Below are 19,282 nucleotides of genomic sequence, written 5' to 3'. Positions count from 1 at the left end.
CGATGCGTCCGTATCTGTCGCGGCGCGCGCCCGGCGGGGACAAGGCATGCGCACGACCCGAGGCCACCGCTCTGCCGCGGTGCTGGTGACCGCCCTCGTCCTCGCGCTCGTCGGGGCGCTCCTGCCGAGCAGCGCGCAGGCAGCGCCGACGACCGGCAACGACGTGCTGCGCGGCGTGCGGTACACCGCCTACGGTCACTCGTTCGGGCAGGTGCATCCCGGTTCCGGCGCAGTGCCGAGCAGGATGTACCCGGCGATGGTCCGTGACGGCCTCGGCGCGGACCCGGCACTCTGGTCGAACCAGACGATCAGCGGGGCGTCGACGGCGCAGATCCTCGCCCGTGCGCGCTCGACCTGGAACCGCGGCGACTACGGGGTCGTCTCGTACCTCGGGAACCAGAACGACGTCGGCCGGCACGTCCCCGAGACCACGTTCAGGGCGAACGTCCGAGGGTTCATCGACTGGGTTCGTGGCACCGGGCCGTTCCCACCCACGATCGTCATCGTGCTCGACACCCCGTCGACGACGAAGGGCTACGCGCGGTACCCGTCACCACCGACCGACGCTGACGTCGCCCGGTACAACCGGTCCCTGCGCAGCGTCGTCTCGGAGTACCCGAAGGACGGATCGGTCATCATCGCCGATGCGTCCACCGGATGGGACAAAGCGACGATGCTCGGGCCGGACGGCCAGCACCCGAACGACCTCGGACTGGCGCACATCACCGAGGCGATCACCTCGGCACTGAGCGCCGTGCGACCGCGCGAGGGGCAGAACGTCCTCACGCCGGCACCGTCGGTCAGCTACGACTCGTTCAACCGGCATCCGGGAAGGCAACCAGAACCCGGAAGTGGCGATCACCCGGTACGTCGTCGAGGGCACGTTCGATGCGTACTCCTGGCAGACCGTCGCCCGGAAGGCGCAGCTCATCAACCAGGTCATGCGCGGCCGACTCGACTCCCGCGAGATCGACGACGTCGGCGACACCGCACTCACCGCCAACGAAGCCAAAGCCCTCGCCTCCGGCAATCCGCTCCTGCTCGAAAAGGCCGACGCCGACATGGCCCTCCAGAAGCTCCGCCGCCGCGAGACCGCCCACCACCGCGCCCAAGCAGCCCTCCGCCACACCCTCGACGCCGGCACCACCCGCACCCAGACCCTCGAACGCGACCTGGCCCTCCTCGAGGCAGCCCCGGAACGCACCGAAGACATCGCGGGGGACCGGTTCCAGATCACGATCGGTGACCGCGTCTACGACTCCCGGCCCGACGCCGCCGACGCGATCGCCAAATGGGCACAGCAGAACGGCGTCCAGTACTTCTCACCCCTCAGCTCCAGACCGCTCACCCTCGGCCGCGTCGGTGGCCACGAGATCTCCGTGCACGCCGCGTACTCCCTCGACGCCGCCCGCCGCGTGGAACTCGTCCTCGCCCTCCGCGACGTCCCACGGACCGCCGCGCACGTCACCCAGGATGACCTGCACCGGGGGAGCATCGGCGTCGTGCGGCAGCTCGAGAACAAGACCCACTCAATCCCGCGCACTCTGCAGAACGTCACCGCCGAGTTCGACGAGCAGCGCCAGGAACACGCGGCGATCGAGCACCGCATCGGGCAGCCATCCCCGCACACCGCTCTGCTCCGCGACGCGCAGGCCCGCGTCGACGACATCGACGAGCGGCTGCACGCCCGGGCGGAGAAGCCGGCGTCACCATTCCGGCGGACCACACAGCCGACATCTGGGCCGCGCACGCCGTCGTCGACGTACGAACCGTCATACCGGACGGCAACCGCGACGGCAGCACCGGAACCGAACTGGACGACGTAAACCGGCCGGCAGTGGGGCCGTTGAAGATCCGCCGCACACAACATAACTCTGCCAGGAATTTCGTCTAGCAGAAAAACAGAACGGCCCGGCTCACAGAAAGCGTGAGACGGGCCGTTCTTTCTACTTCGTTTAGAAAACTGTCGTGATGGCAGACGATACGTGGTCCCACAACTGGAACGTCGTAAGCATCGTCGTCAACACGAGAGAGATAAACGAAATAACTACCGTGGAACTTTTACGCGCTGGCGTAACGTTTTCATCCACGGTAGACTCGATACGAACACGGACAACGCGATGGACGCGCATCCGCATGGACATGGCGAAGCGCCTGGCCATGGAGACCTCTCCGCTGACGGTGAGCGGCCAAGTTCGACCGTCAGCTGGTTGTGCAGGACAGACCGCCCCAGCATTGCTGGGGCGGTTCTGTATCCGGGGCCTTCCCGAACGCTAACTACTCTACCGTGGATTCCCGACTAACTGTGAGGGTCCGTGTTGATCCGTGCATTCCGCGGATGGGGCCAAGCGCATTGCTTGCTATTTTCGCGGTCACTGCGCAGTGCTGGAGGCCTGGACCTCTACTCGCAGCAGGTCGGCCGCGAGCATGTACACCCAGGAAACGCAGGACTCAACCTCGGCCTGAGAGAGATTCGCGTGGACACCCTTGCTTGCCAGGTCGTCGAGCGACTTCAGTCGCGTGCCCAACGTCACCAGATTCGAGGCGAGTAGGTCGGCATGTGTTGAGCGCCCCTTCCGCTCGTGCACCCACGTCGTGAGCCGGTTCCGGTAGTGGTCATCGTCCATCGAGCGGGTCACCCCGTCGACGCCCGTCACGGGGGGTCCCGGCGGGTAAAGGGCATCTGCCAGGGCCTTGATCGCCCGCCGGCACGATGTCGCGGCCTGACTGGCGGCCTCACTCTCGTTCTCGCTGGAACGGCTCTCGGCGGCCCGGAGCGCTTCGAGGGCCTTCGGTGCGCGTCTTGCGAGCTCCGTCTCCACGAACTCGCGTCCACGTGCAACGGAGTCGGGCACCACCTCGCCGGCGAGGATCTGCGCCTCTGCGTCGAGGACGTAGGTGTAGGCGGCGTCCTTCACGCGCTCGAGGACCCCGCGGCGTTCTGTGAGGGGCATCGACAGTGTCGACCGAGCCTTCTGGCGTTCGATGAACGCCAGGCCGGTGTCGAGGGGGGTCATCCCGGCGGGGATCTCGTCGTCGTGGATTGCTTCCATGGAAGTGAGCACTGACTCGAGCTCCGCGACCGACTGGCTGAGAACGGCCTTCTGCCCGTCGATCGTCACGGTCCGACGCACGGAGATGGCCTTCCCCGCCACCTCCCACCGTCGCTTGGCCTCAACCTCGCCGATTTGGGCCGACAGGCGTGCGAGCAGTTCGCGATTGCGAGGCTGGCTGGAGTCGTCGATGCCCTGCACCTCCATCCGGAGCCAGAATTCCGCGAGGACGTCCTGGCGGAGGATCGCGACGCGAAGGGCGGCACGGGTAATGACGCTCGCTGGAGCGTTCGTAGCAACCGCCGAGAGGGTGTCGTCGATCGCATGCGCGATCCGGTCGGAGGGAGCTTCCATGACGTGAGATTACTGAAGGAGAACCGACAGCAGCGTGTTTACGGAGCGGCGCTAAGGACGGAGCTTCCGACGGACGTACTCGAAGGTGCCCGCTCCATAGGTCGCGGCCTCATAGAACGTGCCGGGCTCGAGGAAGCCTGCACCGGCCTGCAACACGACGTACGAAAGGCCCACGGTGAACGCGAGGATGATCGCGATGTCGACGTTGTGGCGTCGGGCGAAGTCTTCGAGTCCGAGCACGGCAACCTGGTCATGGACACCAGGCGCTGACGTGGTTGTCGCCTCGGCAGCCGCGTCGACGGCCCGATCGATCTCATCCCGATCCTCGCGCGGCAGGTCGTCCAGCGCGGCCGACAGTCTATGAGCTCTCCGCGAGATGGCGGCGTAGTCCGGACCAAGTGGGCCAGGCGTACGAATCGAGCTGGCCAGGTCGCTGAGCGCGTCGAGGACTTTCAGCTGTCGCACGATCGGGGTCCACAGCGACGCCAGGCCGTCGGCCATGGTCCCGGACTGGCCAAGCAGCGCCGGGGTGACAAGGGCCGCCGGGCGAGCCCACTGCTGAGCCAGCAACTCGGACGCGAAGGACTGCGTGGCAACGTTCAGGCGGAGCGTCTCTGTCATCTGCAGCACCGAGCTCCGCAGGACCTCGTTCGCGAAGAAGTTCGTCTGCATGGCCCCGGCGATCGACGCGACCTTCGCGGTATCGACGACCTCGCGCCGGTACGGCTCGAACACTCGGCTCGAGGCAGTGAGATCCGTGAAGACGCTTGACGCACGGACCGCCGGTTCGGTGAGCTGCTTGATCGTCGCGCCGATGCCGCTACTGCGAATCATCTCGCGCTGCATGTCGGCGAAGAACCTGGTGTCGATCAACGCGCCGCGCTTGAAGAAGTTGCTCGTATCGACGAGCTTGCTCGAAGCAGAGCCGGCGCTCGTGCCCGCCTTGAGGGCACCTTGGAAGATCCAGCTCGGGTCATAAAAGGAGAACGAGGACGCCATGGATTGATCGTCGCACGACCGACCGACGGCCAGGCGGGAGCGCGGGCCTCGAGCCACCGCCAGAGGTGGGCGGACGACTCGAAGCACCACGCGTCATGCCGGTTCGGTGGGCCAGTTCGCCAGTTCAGAGAGCGCGCTTTGGATGAAGCCCATGACCACGTCCACGGGGATCTCCGCTTCGTCGATTGTGACGACGGAAACTTTCTGTGTCTCGTCGTCGCGATAGACCTGGAGCACGAGGCGGTCGTTCAGATCGTAGAGTTCGACTCCAACCCCATCTCGAGATCCGACGTAGCTGGCGTACTTGGTGCTGTAGTTCGTCATGGTTCCAACAGTCCTAGGTAGTCCTTGCCGTTTCTGTCAACGCCGATGCGGATCCCGCGGCCGTGACTGTCGAAGTACTCGGTGACCATGTCCTTGCGCTCGATGCGGAGGTTCGGATCGTTGAGTATCTCGTCGATCAGCTTCGCTGCTTTCGAGTTGCGTTCGTTGAGAGGGCCGCTGTTCAGAGGTTCGAAGGAGCCACCTGGTCGACTGCCGTGCTTCTGGAAGGCGCGGGCCGCCCAGTTCAGGCCGTTCTTGTTTGGTGCCGCCGCGAGGGCACGTGCTTCGGAGATCGCGGCGACTCGTGATTCCGCGGCTGCGCCGGCGCGGATGGCACCGCGGACGGCAAGGCCGTCACCGGCCGTCGCGACGGTCGTTGCGGCCACGCCGGTGACGACACCGCCGCCGTACCAGCCCGTGTTGGACGTTACGATGCAGCGGCCGTCCGGCGCGACGTTTTCTGTGATGATCTGTGTGAGGCCGAAGCTCGCGCCGTCTCCGAACCCGACGGCGAAGGACGCGAGGTTGCCCGTCCATCCGTGGGTGAGAGCGTCGCCGATCGCGAGGCCAGTGGGGCTGACAGTGAAGTCGGAGAAGGACTGTGCGATCGTCCTGGCGCCTGAATTCCAGTTCGAGATGGCGTCGGATCCCCACCAGAGGCCTGTTGGATCGGTGTTGAGGATCGGGTTGTTGCCCGCGTATGCGTACGGCTGGCCGGTCGCGTCGATGGCGGGGTCGAAAGTCGTGAATTGCCCGGTGGTGGGGTCATAGCTGCGGGCGCGGAGGTAGACCAGTCCGGTGTCTGCGTCGGTGAGGCCTCCGGTGTACCCGATTGCGGGCATGCTGCCGACGTCTCCGAGTAGGTTGCCGAAGGCGTCGTAGCTGGCGGTGCCCGTGACCGTGCCGGCGTCGTCGGTTGCAAGTCGGGGCGAGCCGATGAGGTCCGTCGTCAGGTAGTTGGCTGCGCCGGTCTGGTTGTTGATGCTGATGACCGGTGTGCTGGTCGACCCGTAGATGTATGTGTTGGCGCCGTCATCGAGCAGCAACGGCAGCGCGCCCACCGTGGACCAGGTGAGATGCACGGTGGAGCCGTCCGCTGTACGAGACGTGCGAAGTCCGTCGCCGTTGCTGGTATACGAGATCGCGTCGCCGCTGACGCCAGTCACCTTGTTGAGGCTCCCGGAGCTGTCGTAGCCGTAGTGGACATCGGCCGAGCCAGACGCGGAGCTGATTCGGTTCCCGGCGCCGTCATATTTGAACGTCGATGTGGCCGCGGCCGCTCCCCCGGCTTCGTGGGTGGTCATGCGGGTCACCTGTTGCGCGCCGTTGTAGGTGAGGGTGCTGCCGTTGCTGGTGGTGAGCGAGCCCGCGGGGGTCGCCGCGTAGGGCGTCGCGTTGCTCGAAGTGAGCTGCCCGAGCGCGTCGTACGTGTACTGCTGCGTCGGAGCGTCCACGGCCGACCCGGAAGTTGTTGCGGAGGCAACTTCACCGGACGCCGTGTACGAGTAGCCGAACGATGCGAGCGGGTCAGCGCCGTCGGTGGAGGTCATCGACGTCACCTGACCGGCGCTGTCGTAGCCGATCGTGTCGGTGACGCCGTTGCCGGCGGTCTGCTGCTGCAGGTTGCCTTTCGCGTCGTAGGTGAAGGACACGGCGTGCCCGTCCCAGTCGGTGACCTTCGTGACCTGCCCGGACCCGTTGCGCGTGTAGTCAACCGTTTTCCCACCGGGGTAGCGGACGTTGGCGACGTTGCCGGCGTCGTCGTAGCCATATCCGATGCGGGTGCCGGCACCGTTCGTCTCCGAGGTGAGCCGGCCGTCGGCGTCGTACTCGTAGGCGCTGGTACCGGTGGCATCGGTCATGCTGACGCGATTGCCGACTGCGTCGTAGGAGTACGTCGCCGGGGCGTCGCTTCCGGCGGCTACCTTTTGGAGGTTGCCGTTGTCGTCGTAGGAGTAGGTCGTGACGGTGCCGTTGCCGTCGGTTGAGGTCTTCACCTTCCCGGCCGAGTCGTACGTGTACGCAGTGGTGATCCCGCCCACGTCGGTCTTGCCGGTGCGGAGCCCGGCGTCGTCGAACGTGTACCGGGCGGTCCTGCCGTCCGGGTTCGTGAACGAGGTCACGTTGCCGAGCTCGTCGTACGTGAAGCGCTTCGTGGACGCGTCAGCCAGGGTGACGGTGTCAGCTGCACCGTCGTCGGTGTAATGCGTGCGCGTCACGCGGCCGCCCGGGTCCGTGACCGACACCTGCTGACCGGCAGCGTCGTACGCGTAGGTGGTCTTCCGACCGAGCTGGTCCGTGGCCGTCGTCAACTGTCCTGCGTTGTCGTAGACGTTCGCGGTGACGCCGCCGTCAGCGGCGGTCATGGAGGTGAGGTTGCCGCCCGCGTCGTACCCGTAGAGCGTGGTGTGACCTTCAGCGTCTGTGGTGGATGCCTTCTGCCCGAGCACCGTCCACGTCGTTGAGGTCACCGCGCCGGCGGGGTTGGTTGACGACGTCAGCCGGCCGGCCGGGTCGTAGGTGAACGTCGTCTTCTCGCCCGCGCTGTCGGTCGTGGTGAGCTGTTGACCAGCCATGTCGAATGTGCTTGAGGTCGTCCGGCTGTTCGGATCCTCGACAGCGACGATGTTCCCATCGAGGTCGTAGGAGGTCGCCGTCGCCTTCCCGCGTGGATCCGTGATCGACAGGATCCTGCCCGCTGCATCCAGCGCGCGTGTGGCTTCGGGGACGCCCGGTGCGGTCACACCGATGATTCGGCCAGCCGAGTCGTATCGGGTTGTCGTTACGCGTCCGTTGGGGTCAGTGACCGTTTGCTGCTGTCCAGCGCTGTTATACGTGTAGAGCGATACCCCTCCGGCAGCGTTCTGCCATGTGGCCGCAGTGCCGTCGGCGTTTCGCGTCCACGTCTGCGTGCGTCCGGATGGGCTGACCGACTTGAGTAGATTTCCGTCAACGTCGTAGGTGTTGGACGTTGTGCGACCCATGCCGTCAGTCGTCGATGTGACCTGGTTGAACCGGTTGTAGGTGTTCGTCGTGGTGCGGCCGAGCGGGTCCGTCTTGACCAGAACGTTCCCGGCCGCGTCGTAGGCAAAGGTCGAGATGTTGCCGCGGGGGTCGGTCTGCTTGACAAGGTTTCCCGAGGAGTCGTACTCACTGAGAGTTGACCTCGCTGCGGGGGTCGTGGCTCCTTCGACCAGTTTGACGATGACGCCGTTTGCGTAGGTCTCCGTTGTCACGCCTCCGTCAGGGGCCGTGATGGTGGTGGTGTCGGAGGTGTATGCGAATTTCGTGACACGCCCGATCGGATCACGTTGATCTGTAACCCTGTGCTGGCTGTCGTACGAGTTCTCGGTGCGCCCGCCGCCGGGCTTGGTGATGGAAGTGACGTAGTGCGACGGGTCGTAGGTGTACTTCCACACCACGCTGTTGACTGCTCTAACGACCTCGAGGTTGCCGGCGCTGTCGTAGGCGTAGAACACCGAGCGGCCCGCGGAATCATCCGCCTTCGTGATATGACCGTTTGACCAGGTGAGGTCGATGCTCCGGCCGCCGGACCCGACGATTGAGGTAGCTGTGGTGCCGGAGTACCGGACAGTGGTTTCGTTTCCCGACGTGTCTCGGAATGTACTGACCCTCCCGGCGTCGTTGAAGACAATCATCTCGGCGCCCTTGCGCGTGAATGTCCATGATCCGGTTGTCGGGTCTTGTGTGAGGGAAGCGAGAATGCCAGTGCTCGCGACCCACGCTCCCGAGCTGTCCAACGTGAAGTAGATCTGGGCGCCGTTTTCCTGGTCGATTCGAACTACGGACGGTTTCCCGCCGTCGCCGTCGCCGTCGCCGTCGCCGTCGCCGTTACCGGTGATGGTGAGCTTCGCGTCGATGTTGGAGGCAGAGCCGTACCCGAACACCCCGTCGTGTGGCGCGTTCGAAGTGGAGTAGGTGCGTTCGAGTGCGACTTTGGGGCCGATGCCGGGGAGGTCGAGGTCTGTTGCGGAGTGCCAGTACTCGCCGGTGGCCGTGTTGATTGGGTCTGCATGGGAGCACCCGCAGTTGGTTGCCGCTGGGTTCCCACCCCCAGCTTGGCTAGTGGCAAGGCTGTCCGTGAAGCTCGTCCAAGCCGTTCTGACGGGAGGGTGCGTGGCTACGCGGGTGTCCGTGGCGAGCTCGACGCGCGTGCCGATGATGCCATCGGTTCGGGCGTCTCCTTCGATGTGCACTGTGGTTGTGTCACCATTCAAGTCCACGCGACTCGCTCGCGCGATTTCGGTAGCTGACCCGTCCGGGCGTTGCCCCATGAGAGAGATGTGGCAGTCGATGAAGTAGAGATCGGAACGCTCCTCGCAGACGCGGCCGGTCTGTGTGAAGCCCTTCGCGGAGAAGTCGGCGGAGTAGCTGAGCCGGCCGTCGGATCCACGTGAAAGCCTCAGGTTTGAAACCTTGACCGTCGCCTTTTCGGGGTAAGGGTCAGTGACGGAAGTCCATGGTGATGTGACATCGGCGGTGTCTGCGCGGGCGATTGACAGGACGGCGCGGACCTGTAGAACGCGAGCGCTCTTCGTTGTGCCGCTGAACTCGTAGGAGCCCGGGTCTCCGATGAGGTCGAATTGATCGCGACGGCCAAGTTGATCCGTGGTGCCGTTGTCGAGCTTTGCTTGCAATGTCATGAAGCATGCGTACCCACCCCACGTCGAGCTGCCATTGGCGCAGGGGCGGCCGGTCTGGGTGAACCCCGACGCGGAAGCGGTAGCTCGGAAGCTTAGGCTGCCGTCATCACTCCGGCTCATGTGAATCCCGGACAATCCGACCGTGGCCGCGTCTGGATAGCGATCCGATACCGGGACCCAATCGGTATGGATCGAAGACTTGCTGCTCGCCAACGTTGCTCGGATGGCAGAGATCTTCGTGACCGATGCCTGGCTGTTGAAGGACGTAGCCGTCGGGTCGCCCTCATGGTCGACCATCACAGCTTGATCGAGGGTCATGAAGTCGCCGTCAGCCGTTTTCGCCTCGAGTCGGACCGAGCAGCTGTCGCTGCCGTAGACGGACGAGCGGTTCTGACAGATTCGCCCGGGTTGCGTGAACCCGCGTTCAGTGGTGCTCGCCGTCCAATGAAGTTGACCGCTCGGTGCACGGTCGACGTGGACGGAGTCAAGCGTGATGGACGCCTCCCGAGGGTAGTTGTCGTCAACGGTGCGCCAGGGAGTAGTAATCGAGCCCTTCGAGCCTTCAACCGCCACGCGGAACTCGGTCACGGTAGCCAACGCGACCGTTCCGGAGATTTCCCACGATGCCGGGTCGCCTGTCGTGTCGACGCGTGAAAGAGAGCCGAGGGTCGTCGTGGTGCCGTCGACTCCACGCGCGTACGCGACGAGGTTGCAGTAGTCGTAATAACCAGACGAACCGTCCTGGCACGGCCGACCAATCTGAGTGAACCCGGCTGCGGTCGCCTTCACCTCGAACCTCAGTCTGCCGTCTGGCTCGCGCGAAAAGTTCGCCGAAGTGGCGGCTACGGTCGCAGCCGACGGATACGAATCTCTGACGCTTTGCCAGCCGGAATTCTGCTGAGAGTATCCCTGCGACGTCGACGCATAAAGTTCCGCGGAGAATGCATCAACCGGAGCCATCTTGCTGGTCGACGCGTAGTTCTTCGCGAAGGGGTCTCCCTTTTCATCGAGGGAACCGATTCGGTCGATTTCGCGGGTTGTGCCGTCCTGATACCGCACTCGGACCGTGAGTGTGCAGGAAGAAAACGATCCGGATCCCTCGGCACATGCCGAGTGTGGCCCGGTGAATCCCGAGACGCCGACGTCGAAGTTGTAGCTCGCGGACCCGTCTGAGTTTCTGCCGAAGTCGTTAACCTGCAGAGAGACACCGCCCGCGACCGCCGCGGACGCCGCGACAGGGGTGAGCAGCGCGCTCACCACAACCACAATTCCAGTGACGGCCACCAGCAACTTGCTTCCTCGTGCGAACATCGCACTGAGCATGGTGAATTCCAAGCTTTCCCCCCTGAGTCTTTCAGCCTGACCGTATCCTGAGTGCACTTGCAGGAGCATCCCCACTACGGGGCGCACGGAGTTGGCGTCTTTTTCGACGGCCCGAGAGCATCGTGCCGCGGCGGCTAAACATCATCGCCTACGGGTAGCCCCCCTCTGAGCCTGGGGTTCAGCGGCTGGTGTCCGCCCGGTGGTGCCGCAGGTGCCGTCCTGGCTCCGGAGGTGTTCGGGGACCTGGCGGAATCGTTCCTGGCACTGCAAGGGCCGAACAGGTGGGGGCGCTGGGCTTCAGCACGATTGGATAGCTCCGACTGCTCGATTTGACCTAAGATAAATTATCGGCAGTCCGTTGGCGGCCTTGCGTGACCTCCCCGCGAGAGCGCCGATCAGTAAGAAGTGATCTGCTCTGCCCCTGGATCGCCGATCCAGTTAGAAGTGCCGAGCAGGCGACGCAGGATGTGGTCTGCTGCGCGCGGCAGGGCGTACGGAAGCAGGGCCCGCCAGGAGATTCCGTCGGCAAAGCGCGAAAGCTGTCGACGCGGATCCATCCGTCGCGGCTGTTCCGTCTTCTCGGCGCTGCAACGATCGTGATCAGTTGCGTCGTGATCGAGCTGGGCCTTGATTCAGTCAGCTCGAAGTTTCGTCTCAGGTCCGACAGCACTACGCACACGAGGAGCAACCGGGTGATCGTCAAGCGAGGGAAAGAAGTGCAAGCTGCGATCATCGCGTCCGTCTTCGTCATCCTCGGTGCGGTGTGCCTGCTGACGCCGCTTCGCGACCTCGTTACCCGTCGTGGTTTCCCGATGTGGGTGCTCGGGCTCGTGTTCGTCTTCGTAGGCTGCGTCTTTTGGTTCGGAGTGATCCAGAACGTGCTGCGTCGAGGACGCGGCAACTGACGGGGGCCAGAGTGAGCACGACGGGTGGGACGCTTTTGGGCGCGCTACTGCTCCGGTGAACCTCAATGGCTGATTCGCTGGCGCTCTGGGGCCTCGGCGGCGCGTTCGTGCTGATCGGATGCGCGACTGCTGCATACCCGACGGAGATGCGCGACTTCCTCCAGCGGCAGATCCGCACCGTCCAGGGCAAGAAGGCCGCCGATCGTTACGCCCGGCTCCCCACGGCGCTCTTCCGTGCCCTTGGCATCGCAATGCTCTGCGTCGGCATCGTGCTCGGCGCGTTCGGAGCGACGGGCGGCTGAGCGTCGACAGATGGCTGAGCGCGCCGAAGGCCTCGATCAGCCCCGCACGACCGCCGCCACCGTCGCCACGACGACCTCCCGCCGCCGCGCCGCACCAACCTCGTCCGTCAGCCGGGCGTACTCCGGTGTCGCACCACTCCACAGCGCAGCGGTGTGGATCACGACCCCGAGGAGCTCCGCCGCCGAGAACGCCGTCGGCAGCCGTCCGTCCCGCTGCGCGTCCTCGATAGCCCGGAGCTTCGCGGCGTTGCTCTGCACCACGGCGTCGATCGGGTGCGAGGTGTCACCCCGCTCGAGCCGGTACCAGGTCGCCAGGCGCTGCACCCACGGCCTGTGCGCGTACGAGTCGTGCAGGCGTCCGGCGTACTCGGGGAGGTCGTCGGCGTCGATCGTGACCTCGTCGAGCGTCTCAGCGACCATCGCGTCGAAGACCGCGTCGAACAGGCCGTCCTTGCTGCCGAAGTAGTGGTAGATCTGCGCCTTGTTGCTCGCAGCGGCGGCGGCGATCCGGTCCACCCGCGCGCCGGCGATCCCGACCGCCGCGAACTCGTCGCGGGCGGCGACGAGGAGTCGGGCGCGGGTGGCGTCGGCGTCGCGGGGCATCGGCATCCGCCCACGTTATCAACCGGACGGTTGACAAGCGAGCAGCAGGGATGTTCCATGAGGGGAGTCAACCAACCAGTCAGTTAGGACACCATGTCCGTCTTCCTCGTCACCGGTGCCTCGCGGGGCCTCGGCCGCTCGATCGTCACCGCAGCCCTCGCCGCCGGTCACCAGGTGGTCGCCGGGGTCCGGGACCTCCTCGCCCTCGACGACCTCATCGCCGGCACCGAGCCGACGTCGGCCAGCGCCCAGCTCGTCCCGGTCGCCCTCGACGTCACCGACCCCGACGCCGCCCGTGCAGCCGTCCGCACCGCGGTCGGGCGCTTCGGACGGCTCGACGTGCTCGTGAACAACGCCGGGTACGCGAACCTCGCCAGCATCGAGGACGTCGACCCTAAGGACTTCCGCGCCCAGGTCGAGACGAACCTGTTCGGCGTGGTGACCCTCAGCCAGGAAGCCGTGCACGTCATGCGCGAGCAGGGCTCCGGACACATCGTGCAGGTCTCGTCCGTCGGTGGCCGCATGTCGACGCCGGGGCTCGGCGCGTACCAGACCGCGAAGTGGGCCGTCGGCGGGTTCTCCTCGGTGCTCGCGAAGGAGGTCGGGCCCCTCGACATCCACGTCACCGTCCTCGAGCCGGGCGGTATGCGCACCGACTGGGCCGGCTCGTCCATGACGGTCGCTCCGGTCCGGCCGGAGTACGAGGCGACCGTCGGCGTGTCCGCGCGGATGCACGGAGGCACGAGCATCGGTGCGAGCGACCCGGACCTCGTCGCCCAGCTCGTCCTGCAGGTCGTCGCGATGGACGAGCCGCCGCTCCGCCTGCTCGTCGGCCCGGACGCGTTCGAGCACGGGACGACCGCCGGTCGCGCGCTCCTGGCCGAGGACGAGCGGCACGAGGCGCTCAGCCGGTCGACGCAGGCGGCCGACGCGACACCCGAGCAGCTGGACCCGCTGGCGCACGCCTGAGTCGTGACCGCCCGCCGGACGGGAGGCGCGGTGCCAGCTGGTACCGCGCCTCCCGTCCGCGAACGGTGCCGTCGTCACGCGCTGGCCGACAGTTCACGGGGCGGGGAGCGCGTGAGGTGTCGGTGAGCGCGAAACGTCCCCTGCACGCGCACCCGCCCCCTCGCGTGCACGACGCACCGTGCGGGTACACGGTGCGTCGTGGTGTGGTCACGTCGCGACACGCGCCGTTGCGCGCCGCGACGCGAGTCCGTCGGCCGCGGGGCGGCAGGGGCTGGTCGTGCGGTCCCGGCCGTGGGTCCGGCCGGTGTCAGGAGCGTACGCAGGATCGGGGCTTCCGTGGCGGAGTGCTGCGGGATGCCGAACACGCCCTGCGGGTCCACGCAGGCGGGCGTCCGGTCAGGCGGCGGCCAGCGCGCCCATCTCGGCGACGACGGCGCGGAGCCTGGTGGCGAGTTCCTCAGGGCCGCTGACGGTCTCGCGGTGCGCCACCTCGGACAGCGCGGACATCACGAGCGCCACCGCGGTGCGGGCGGTCTGCTCGTCGGTCCGGGCCCCGACCGTGGCGAGCAGGGACTGCCGGGACTCGGCCATCCACTGCATGACCATCGCGGACATCTCGGGGCGGAGCACGAGCAGCTCCTTCATCCGGCGCCGGTCCTGCGACAGGGGCACGGTGGCGGCGACGAGGCCGCACAGGTCGTCGATGAACCGACCCTCGGCGGCGGCGAACCAGGTCGTGGCAGCCTCCGGGACCTCGACGGTGTCGAGGCCGAGGGCGGCGTGCGCCTTCGACGAGAAGTAGTTGAAGAAGGTCCGCGGCGAGACGTCGGCATCGGCGCAGATCTGCTCCACGGTGACCCCGTCGAGGCCGTGCGCGGAGACGAGCGTCAGCGCGGCGTCGTGCAGCGCCGTGCGGGTCTGCTGCTTCTTCCGTTCACGCAGCGAGCACGGCTCCGTCGCCGTCGTCGCGGGGATGGTGGTCACGGTCGCTCCTGGGGTGGTGGTGTGGGGCGCCCGTCCACGAAGGGGGACAGCGGACGGACGCCCCGGTCGGTCACCGACGCCGCGCGGGCTGCGTCGGGGTGGATCCGGTCATCGGGCCGGTGAAGGACCCCGCCTCGGCGGCGGCGAGACCAGCGGCGGCCTCGAGCTCGTCCTCGGCGGAGAGCCGGTCGTCGTCGGCGTCGCGCTTCGCACCGGCGGCATCCGCCTGCTCCTGCAGGGCCGAGCGCTGACGCAGCGGCGGCACCCGGAAGAACCAGGTGAGGACGAAGGCGAGCAGGATCACGCCGAGCCCGACCCAGTAGATCGTCACGGACGAGGCGTTGAAGCCCGCCATGAACGGCCGGGTGAGCCGGCTGTCCGCACCGGTCAGGAACGAGGTGTCGTTCGTGCTCATGGTGCTCGACCCGGAGTCACTGCTGTCCGAGACCTGCTTCGCGACGGCCGGGGTGAGCTCGCCCACCCAGTACGACCGCTCGGAGGCGTCCGACCAGTCGACGACGAACCTGCCGTCCTGCACCGAGGCGTGGGCCTTCTCGGCCGCTGCGGCGAGGGCCTGGTCCTGCACGGCTGCCGGGGCGCTCGCGGTCGCCTGCTGCACCTGCGCGGTGACGTCGTCGAGCGACGCCTGCACGTTCTGCTCGAGCGGGGTGACGATCGGCGACCAGATCTCGTCCATGACGCCGCGGTTCGCGGGCGCCGTGGCCACGGTCGGGTTCGTCGCCGCCTCGAGTGCCTGGCGCAGGTCGGTCCGGTCCGCGGTCGCGTGCAGGATGTTCGACGGCATGACCGAGAACAGGATGGACAGGAGCACCGCGGTGCCGAGCGTGCCACCGATCTGGCGGAAGAACGTGGCGGACGACGTGGCGACGCCCATGTCCCGGGCCTCGACCGAGCCCTGCGACGCCAGGGTGAGCGACTGCATGACCGAGCCGAGCCCCAGGCCGATGAGGAACATGCCGATCATCAGGAACCAGAGCGGCTTGTCGATGGTCATGAACGTCAGCACGACGTAGCCGGAGGACACCAGCGCGGTGCCGATCACCGGGAAGATCCGGTAGCGGCCGACGCGGGCGACGATCTGGCCGGAGGTGATCGACGCGATCATGAGCCCGCCGACGAGGGGGAGCGTCGCGAACCCGGACTCGGTGGGGGTCAGGCCGACGACGATCTGCAGGTAGAGGGGGATGGTCAGCATGGCGCCGAACATCGCGAAGCCGACCAGGAAGCCGATGACGGTCGCCATCGAGAACGTGCCGGAGCGGAAGAGCTTGAGCGGGATGATCGCGGCGTCGCCCATCTTCGACTCGACGAGCAGCAGGACGACCAGGCCGACGACACCGATGACGTAGCAGGCGATCGCGGCGGGCGACCCCCAGCCCCAGGTGCGGCCCTGTTCGGCCACGAGCAGGAGCGGGACGAGCGTGACGATGACCGCCGTGGCGCCCCACCAGTCGACCTTCGGCTTCGCACCGTCGCCGCCGTGCACCTTCGGCAGGTGCAGGAAGACGAGCACCATGACGAGGGCCGCGATGCCGATCGGCACGTTGATGAGGAGCACCCAGCGCCAGCCGGTGATCCACAGGATCTCGGAGGAACCGGCGAGCAGACCGCCGATGAGCGGGCCGATGACGCTCGAGATGCCGAACACCGCGAGGAAGTAGCCCTGGTACTTGGCACGCTCACGCGGGGCGAGGATGTCGCCCATGATCGCCAGCGGCAGTGACATGAGCGCACCGGCGCCGATGCCCTGCACGGCGCGGAAGCCGGCGAGCATGAGCATCGAGGTCGACATCGACGAGAGCACGGCGCCGAGGATGAACACCACGATGCCGAAGATGTAGAGGGGACGGCGTCCGAAGATGTCGGAGAGCTTGCCGTAGATCGGCGTCGCGATCGTCGAGGTGATGAGGTACGCGGTCGTGACCCAGGCCTGCTGGTCGAGCCCGTGCAGGTCGTCACCGATCGTCCGGATGGCCGTGCCGAACACCGTCTGGCCGAGCGAGGACAGGAACATGCCCGCCATCAGCCCGTAGATCACGAGGAGGATCTGGCGGTGGGTCATCAGCGGCTGCTGACCGGCTGCGGCGGAGTCCGTGGGGACCCCGGCTGCGCGTCGGCCGTGCTGCACCGGGACGGGTGCGGTGGCGGTCATCGAGCTCCTTGCTTCGTACTGTGTTTCCTGCTGTGAAAGTTTGCAGACCGCGCAACGATACATCCATTGCTTCCGACAAGCAACTAAATGTGGCCGCTACGCTGTGCGGCATGACCGAGGGCCGGGACGACGCCGAGCGACTGCTGCGCGCGCAGCTCGACCGACTGTGGGTCCGGCAGACCCTGCGGTCATCGCTCATCGAGTCGCGCGGGGGACTCGACCCCACGGCACGCGTGATCCTGCGCGCGGTCGACCACTTCGGGGCCGTGCGGTCGATGGCCATCGCGAACGCCACGGGGCTGTCGCGCCCGGTGATCAGCCGTCGCGTGGCGTCGCTCGTCGAGTCCGGGCACCTCGGCACCGAACCGGACCCGGCGGACGGTCGCGCCAGCCTCGTCTCGATCGCGCCGGCCGGACGCACGCTGCTCGACACGCTCGACGTCGCCGGCGCCGAGGTCTTCGACGACCTCACCGGGGCCTTCGCGACGGGGGAGCTGCACACCCTCGCGGGGCTCCTCGCCCGGCTGAACGACCGCGCCGACGCGGTCCTCGGGATCGGCGCCACGGACCGGCGCGACGCGTCCTGACGACGCGGCACGCGTCCTGGACGTGACCACGGGGCGGACGGGAGGCGCGGTGCGGGCCCGCCCCGCCCTCCCTCGCAGGCTCGGTCGGCGCGTCTCGCGTGCCGCTGGCGCGTCACCGCTGAGCGAGACGCGCCACACCGTCACTGCTGACGCCGTATTCGAGATACCGTTTCCGCATGAGCACGGACACCGCCACCACCACTGAGACCCTCGACGACGGGCCAGTGGTGACCTTCGCCGACCTCGGCCTGAGCGATGCTGTGCTCAAGGCCGTCAAGGACATCGGCTACGAGACCCCCTCCGCCATCCAGGAGGCCACGATCCCGACGCTGCTCGAGGGGCGCGACGTCGTCGGCCTCGCGCAGACCGGAACCGGCAAGACCGCGGCGTTCGCGCTCCCGATCCTGTCCCGCATGGAGGCCGGCGCCGAGGTGCCGCAGGCGCTCGTGCTCTCCCCGACCCGTGAGCTCGCCCTGCAGGTGTGCGAGGCGTTCGAGCAGTTCGCGTCGCACATGAAGCACGTGCACGTCCTGCCCGTCTACGGCGGCCAGGCCTACGGTGTGCAGCTGTCCGCGCTCCGCCGTGGCGTCGACGTGGTCGTCGGGACCCCCGGTCGCATCATGGACCACATCGCCAAGGGCACGCTCGACCTGTCCGAGCTGAAGTACCTCGTGCTCGACGAGGCCGACGAGATGCTCAAGATGGGCTTCGCCGAGGACGTCGAGACGATCCTCGCCGAGACCCCGGACGACAAGCAGGTCGCGCTCTTCTCGGCGACGATGCCCGCGCAGATCCGCCGCATCTCGCAGCAGTACCTCACCGACCCGGCCGAGATCACGGTCAAGACGAAGACGAAGACCGCCGCGAACATCACGCAGCGGTACCTCATGGTGTCGTACCCGCAGAAGGTCGACGCGCTCACCCGCATCCTCGAGGTCGAGGACTTCGAGGGCATGATCATCTTCGTCCGCACGAAGAGCGAGACCGAGACCCTCGCCGAGAAGCTCCGCGCCCGCGGGTACGCCGCAGCAGCCATCAGCGGTGACGTCGCCCAGGCCCAGCGCGAGCGCACGGTCAACCAGCTGAAGTCGGGCAAGCTCGACATCCTCGTCGCCACCGACGTCGCCGCCCGCGGCCTCGACGTCGACCGCATCACGCACGTCGTGAACTACGACATCCCCGTCGACATCGAGTCCTACGTGCACCGCATCGGCCGCACCGGGCGTGCGGGCCGCTCGGGCGACTCGATCAGCTTCGTCACCCCGCGTGAGCGTCGTCTGCTCTCGGCGATCGAGCGGCACACCAAGCAGCCGCTCACGCAGATGCAGCTGCCGACGATCGAGGACGTCAACGAGACGCGCCTCACCCGCTTCGACGACGCCATCACCGCGGCGCTCGAGCAGCAGGACCGCATCACGGCGTTCCGCGACATCATCGCCCACTACGTCGAGCACCACGACGTGCCGGCGGACGACGTCGCCGCCGCGCTGGCCGTCGTGGCGCAGGGCGAGGACCCGCTGCTGCTCGACCCGAAGGCCGACGAGCTGCGGAACCGCGTCGACCGCGACGGCCGTGGTGGCGACCGCCGCGACCGCGACGACGACCGCGGCGCCCGGGGCGAGCGGTCCGACCGTGGCCCGCGCCGCTCGCAGCCGATGACCGCCTACCGCATCGAGGTCGGGCGTCGGCACCGCGTCGAGCCGCGCCAGATCGTCGGGGCCCTGGCGAACGAGGGCGGCCTGCGACGCGACGACTTCGGGGCGATCCAGATCCGTCCGGACTTCTCGATCGTCGAGCTGCCCACCGACATGGACGCCGGTGTGCTCGACCGGCTGACGGACACCCGCATCAGCGGCAAGCTCATCGAGATCAAGCCCGACCGCCGCGGTGGCGGTGCCGGTGGTGCGCGTCGGTTCGACCGCGACGACCGTGGGCCGCGTGCCGGTGGTCGGGACCGCGACGACCGCGGCCCGCGTCGGTACGACCGCGACGACCGTCCGGAGCGCAAGCCGCGTCACTGAGGCACGACCGGGCGCGGGCTG

13 protein-coding genes and 1 pseudogene are annotated in these 19,282 nt (G+C 67.2%); 7 read left to right on the top strand and 7 right to left on the bottom strand.

Annotated features, from left to right (window positions below; genetic code table 11):
* Nucleotides 1–46 precede the first annotated feature (46 nt).
* Both ACNQOV_RS05075 and ACNQOV_RS05070 read left to right on the top strand, forming a co-directional pair.
* Nucleotides 47–700, top strand: a pseudogene (locus tag ACNQOV_RS05075) (SGNH/GDSL hydrolase family protein); the annotation flags it as partial.
* 151 nt (nt 701–851) lie between these two features.
* Nucleotides 852–1,826: a hypothetical protein gene (locus tag ACNQOV_RS05070; protein ID WP_416393635.1), complete on the top strand. Its 975-nt coding sequence runs from the start codon at nt 852–854 to the stop codon at nt 1,824–1,826.
* A gap of 546 nt (nt 1,827–2,372) precedes the next feature.
* Here ACNQOV_RS05070 and ACNQOV_RS05065 read toward each other — a convergent pair.
* From ACNQOV_RS05065 to ACNQOV_RS05050, 4 genes are all read right to left on the bottom strand, one after another.
* Nucleotides 2,373–3,407 (bottom strand): hypothetical protein, encoded by a 1,035-nt coding sequence (locus ACNQOV_RS05065; RefSeq protein WP_416393634.1) that lies wholly within the window; start codon nt 3,405–3,407, stop codon nt 2,373–2,375.
* 51 nt (nt 3,408–3,458) lie between these two features.
* Nucleotides 3,459–4,406: a hypothetical protein gene (locus ACNQOV_RS05060; RefSeq protein ID WP_416393633.1), complete on the bottom strand. Its 948-nt coding sequence runs from the start codon at nt 4,404–4,406 to the stop codon at nt 3,459–3,461.
* A 93-nt stretch (nt 4,407–4,499) separates the two neighbouring features.
* Nucleotides 4,500–4,730 (bottom strand): hypothetical protein, encoded by a 231-nt coding sequence (locus ACNQOV_RS05055; protein WP_416393632.1) that lies wholly within the window; start codon nt 4,728–4,730, stop codon nt 4,500–4,502.
* A complete protein-coding gene (locus tag ACNQOV_RS05050) occupies nt 4,727–10,729 on the bottom strand; it encodes an RHS repeat-associated core domain-containing protein (protein WP_416393631.1) in 6,003 nt (2,000 codons plus the stop codon). Before ACNQOV_RS05050 ends, ACNQOV_RS05055 begins: the two co-directional genes overlap by 4 nt.
* Nucleotides 10,730–11,088: 359 nt before the next feature.
* Between ACNQOV_RS05050 and ACNQOV_RS05045 the strand changes: the two genes are divergently transcribed.
* A complete protein-coding gene (locus ACNQOV_RS05045; protein WP_416393630.1) occupies nt 11,089–11,622 on the top strand; it encodes a hypothetical protein in 534 nt (177 codons plus the stop codon).
* 65 nt (nt 11,623–11,687) lie between these two features.
* Nucleotides 11,688–11,924 carry a hypothetical protein gene (locus tag ACNQOV_RS05040; RefSeq protein WP_416393629.1) on the top strand — a complete coding sequence of 79 codons (237 nt, stop codon included), beginning with the start codon at nt 11,688–11,690 and terminating at the stop codon, nt 11,922–11,924.
* Nucleotides 11,925–11,960: 36 nt separating this feature from the next.
* Here the strand turns inward: ACNQOV_RS05040 and ACNQOV_RS05035 are convergent, their stop codons facing one another.
* A complete protein-coding gene (locus tag ACNQOV_RS05035; protein ID WP_402264848.1) occupies nt 11,961–12,533 on the bottom strand; it encodes a TetR family transcriptional regulator in 573 nt (190 codons plus the stop codon).
* A gap of 87 nt (nt 12,534–12,620) precedes the next feature.
* Between ACNQOV_RS05035 and ACNQOV_RS05030 the strand changes: the two genes are divergently transcribed.
* Nucleotides 12,621–13,496, top strand: a complete 876-nt coding sequence (locus tag ACNQOV_RS05030; protein WP_416393628.1) for an SDR family NAD(P)-dependent oxidoreductase — start codon at nt 12,621–12,623, stop codon at nt 13,494–13,496.
* A 396-nt stretch (nt 13,497–13,892) separates the two neighbouring features.
* Here ACNQOV_RS05030 and ACNQOV_RS05025 read toward each other — a convergent pair whose 3' ends face one another.
* Both ACNQOV_RS05025 and ACNQOV_RS05020 read right to left on the bottom strand, forming a co-directional pair.
* Entirely contained in the window at nt 13,893–14,480 is a 588-nt protein-coding gene (locus ACNQOV_RS05025) for a TetR/AcrR family transcriptional regulator (RefSeq protein ID WP_416393627.1), read from the bottom strand.
* Between the two features lie 70 nt (nt 14,481–14,550).
* On the bottom strand, nt 14,551–16,653 hold the full coding sequence (locus tag ACNQOV_RS05020) for an MDR family MFS transporter (RefSeq protein ID WP_416393626.1): 2,103 nt from the start codon (nt 16,651–16,653) through the stop codon (nt 14,551–14,553).
* Nucleotides 16,654–16,763: 110 nt separating this feature from the next.
* Here ACNQOV_RS05020 and ACNQOV_RS05015 point away from each other — a divergent pair, with 110 nt between their 5' ends.
* Both ACNQOV_RS05015 and ACNQOV_RS05010 read left to right on the top strand, forming a co-directional pair.
* Nucleotides 16,764–17,240 (top strand): MarR family winged helix-turn-helix transcriptional regulator, encoded by a 477-nt coding sequence (locus tag ACNQOV_RS05015; protein WP_416393625.1) that lies wholly within the window; start codon nt 16,764–16,766, stop codon nt 17,238–17,240.
* Nucleotides 17,241–17,416: 176 nt separating this feature from the next.
* Nucleotides 17,417–19,261 (top strand): DEAD/DEAH box helicase, encoded by a 1,845-nt coding sequence (locus ACNQOV_RS05010; protein ID WP_416393624.1) that lies wholly within the window; start codon nt 17,417–17,419, stop codon nt 19,259–19,261.
* The last annotated feature ends 21 nt before the right edge of the window (nt 19,262–19,282 follow it).

Source organism: Curtobacterium sp. LFS084 (assembly GCF_047977705.1).
Taxonomy (GTDB): domain Bacteria; phylum Actinomycetota; class Actinomycetes; order Actinomycetales; family Microbacteriaceae; genus Curtobacterium.
Note: the sequence above shows the minus strand (reverse complement) of the source record. Positions and strands in the feature narration are given on the sequence as shown.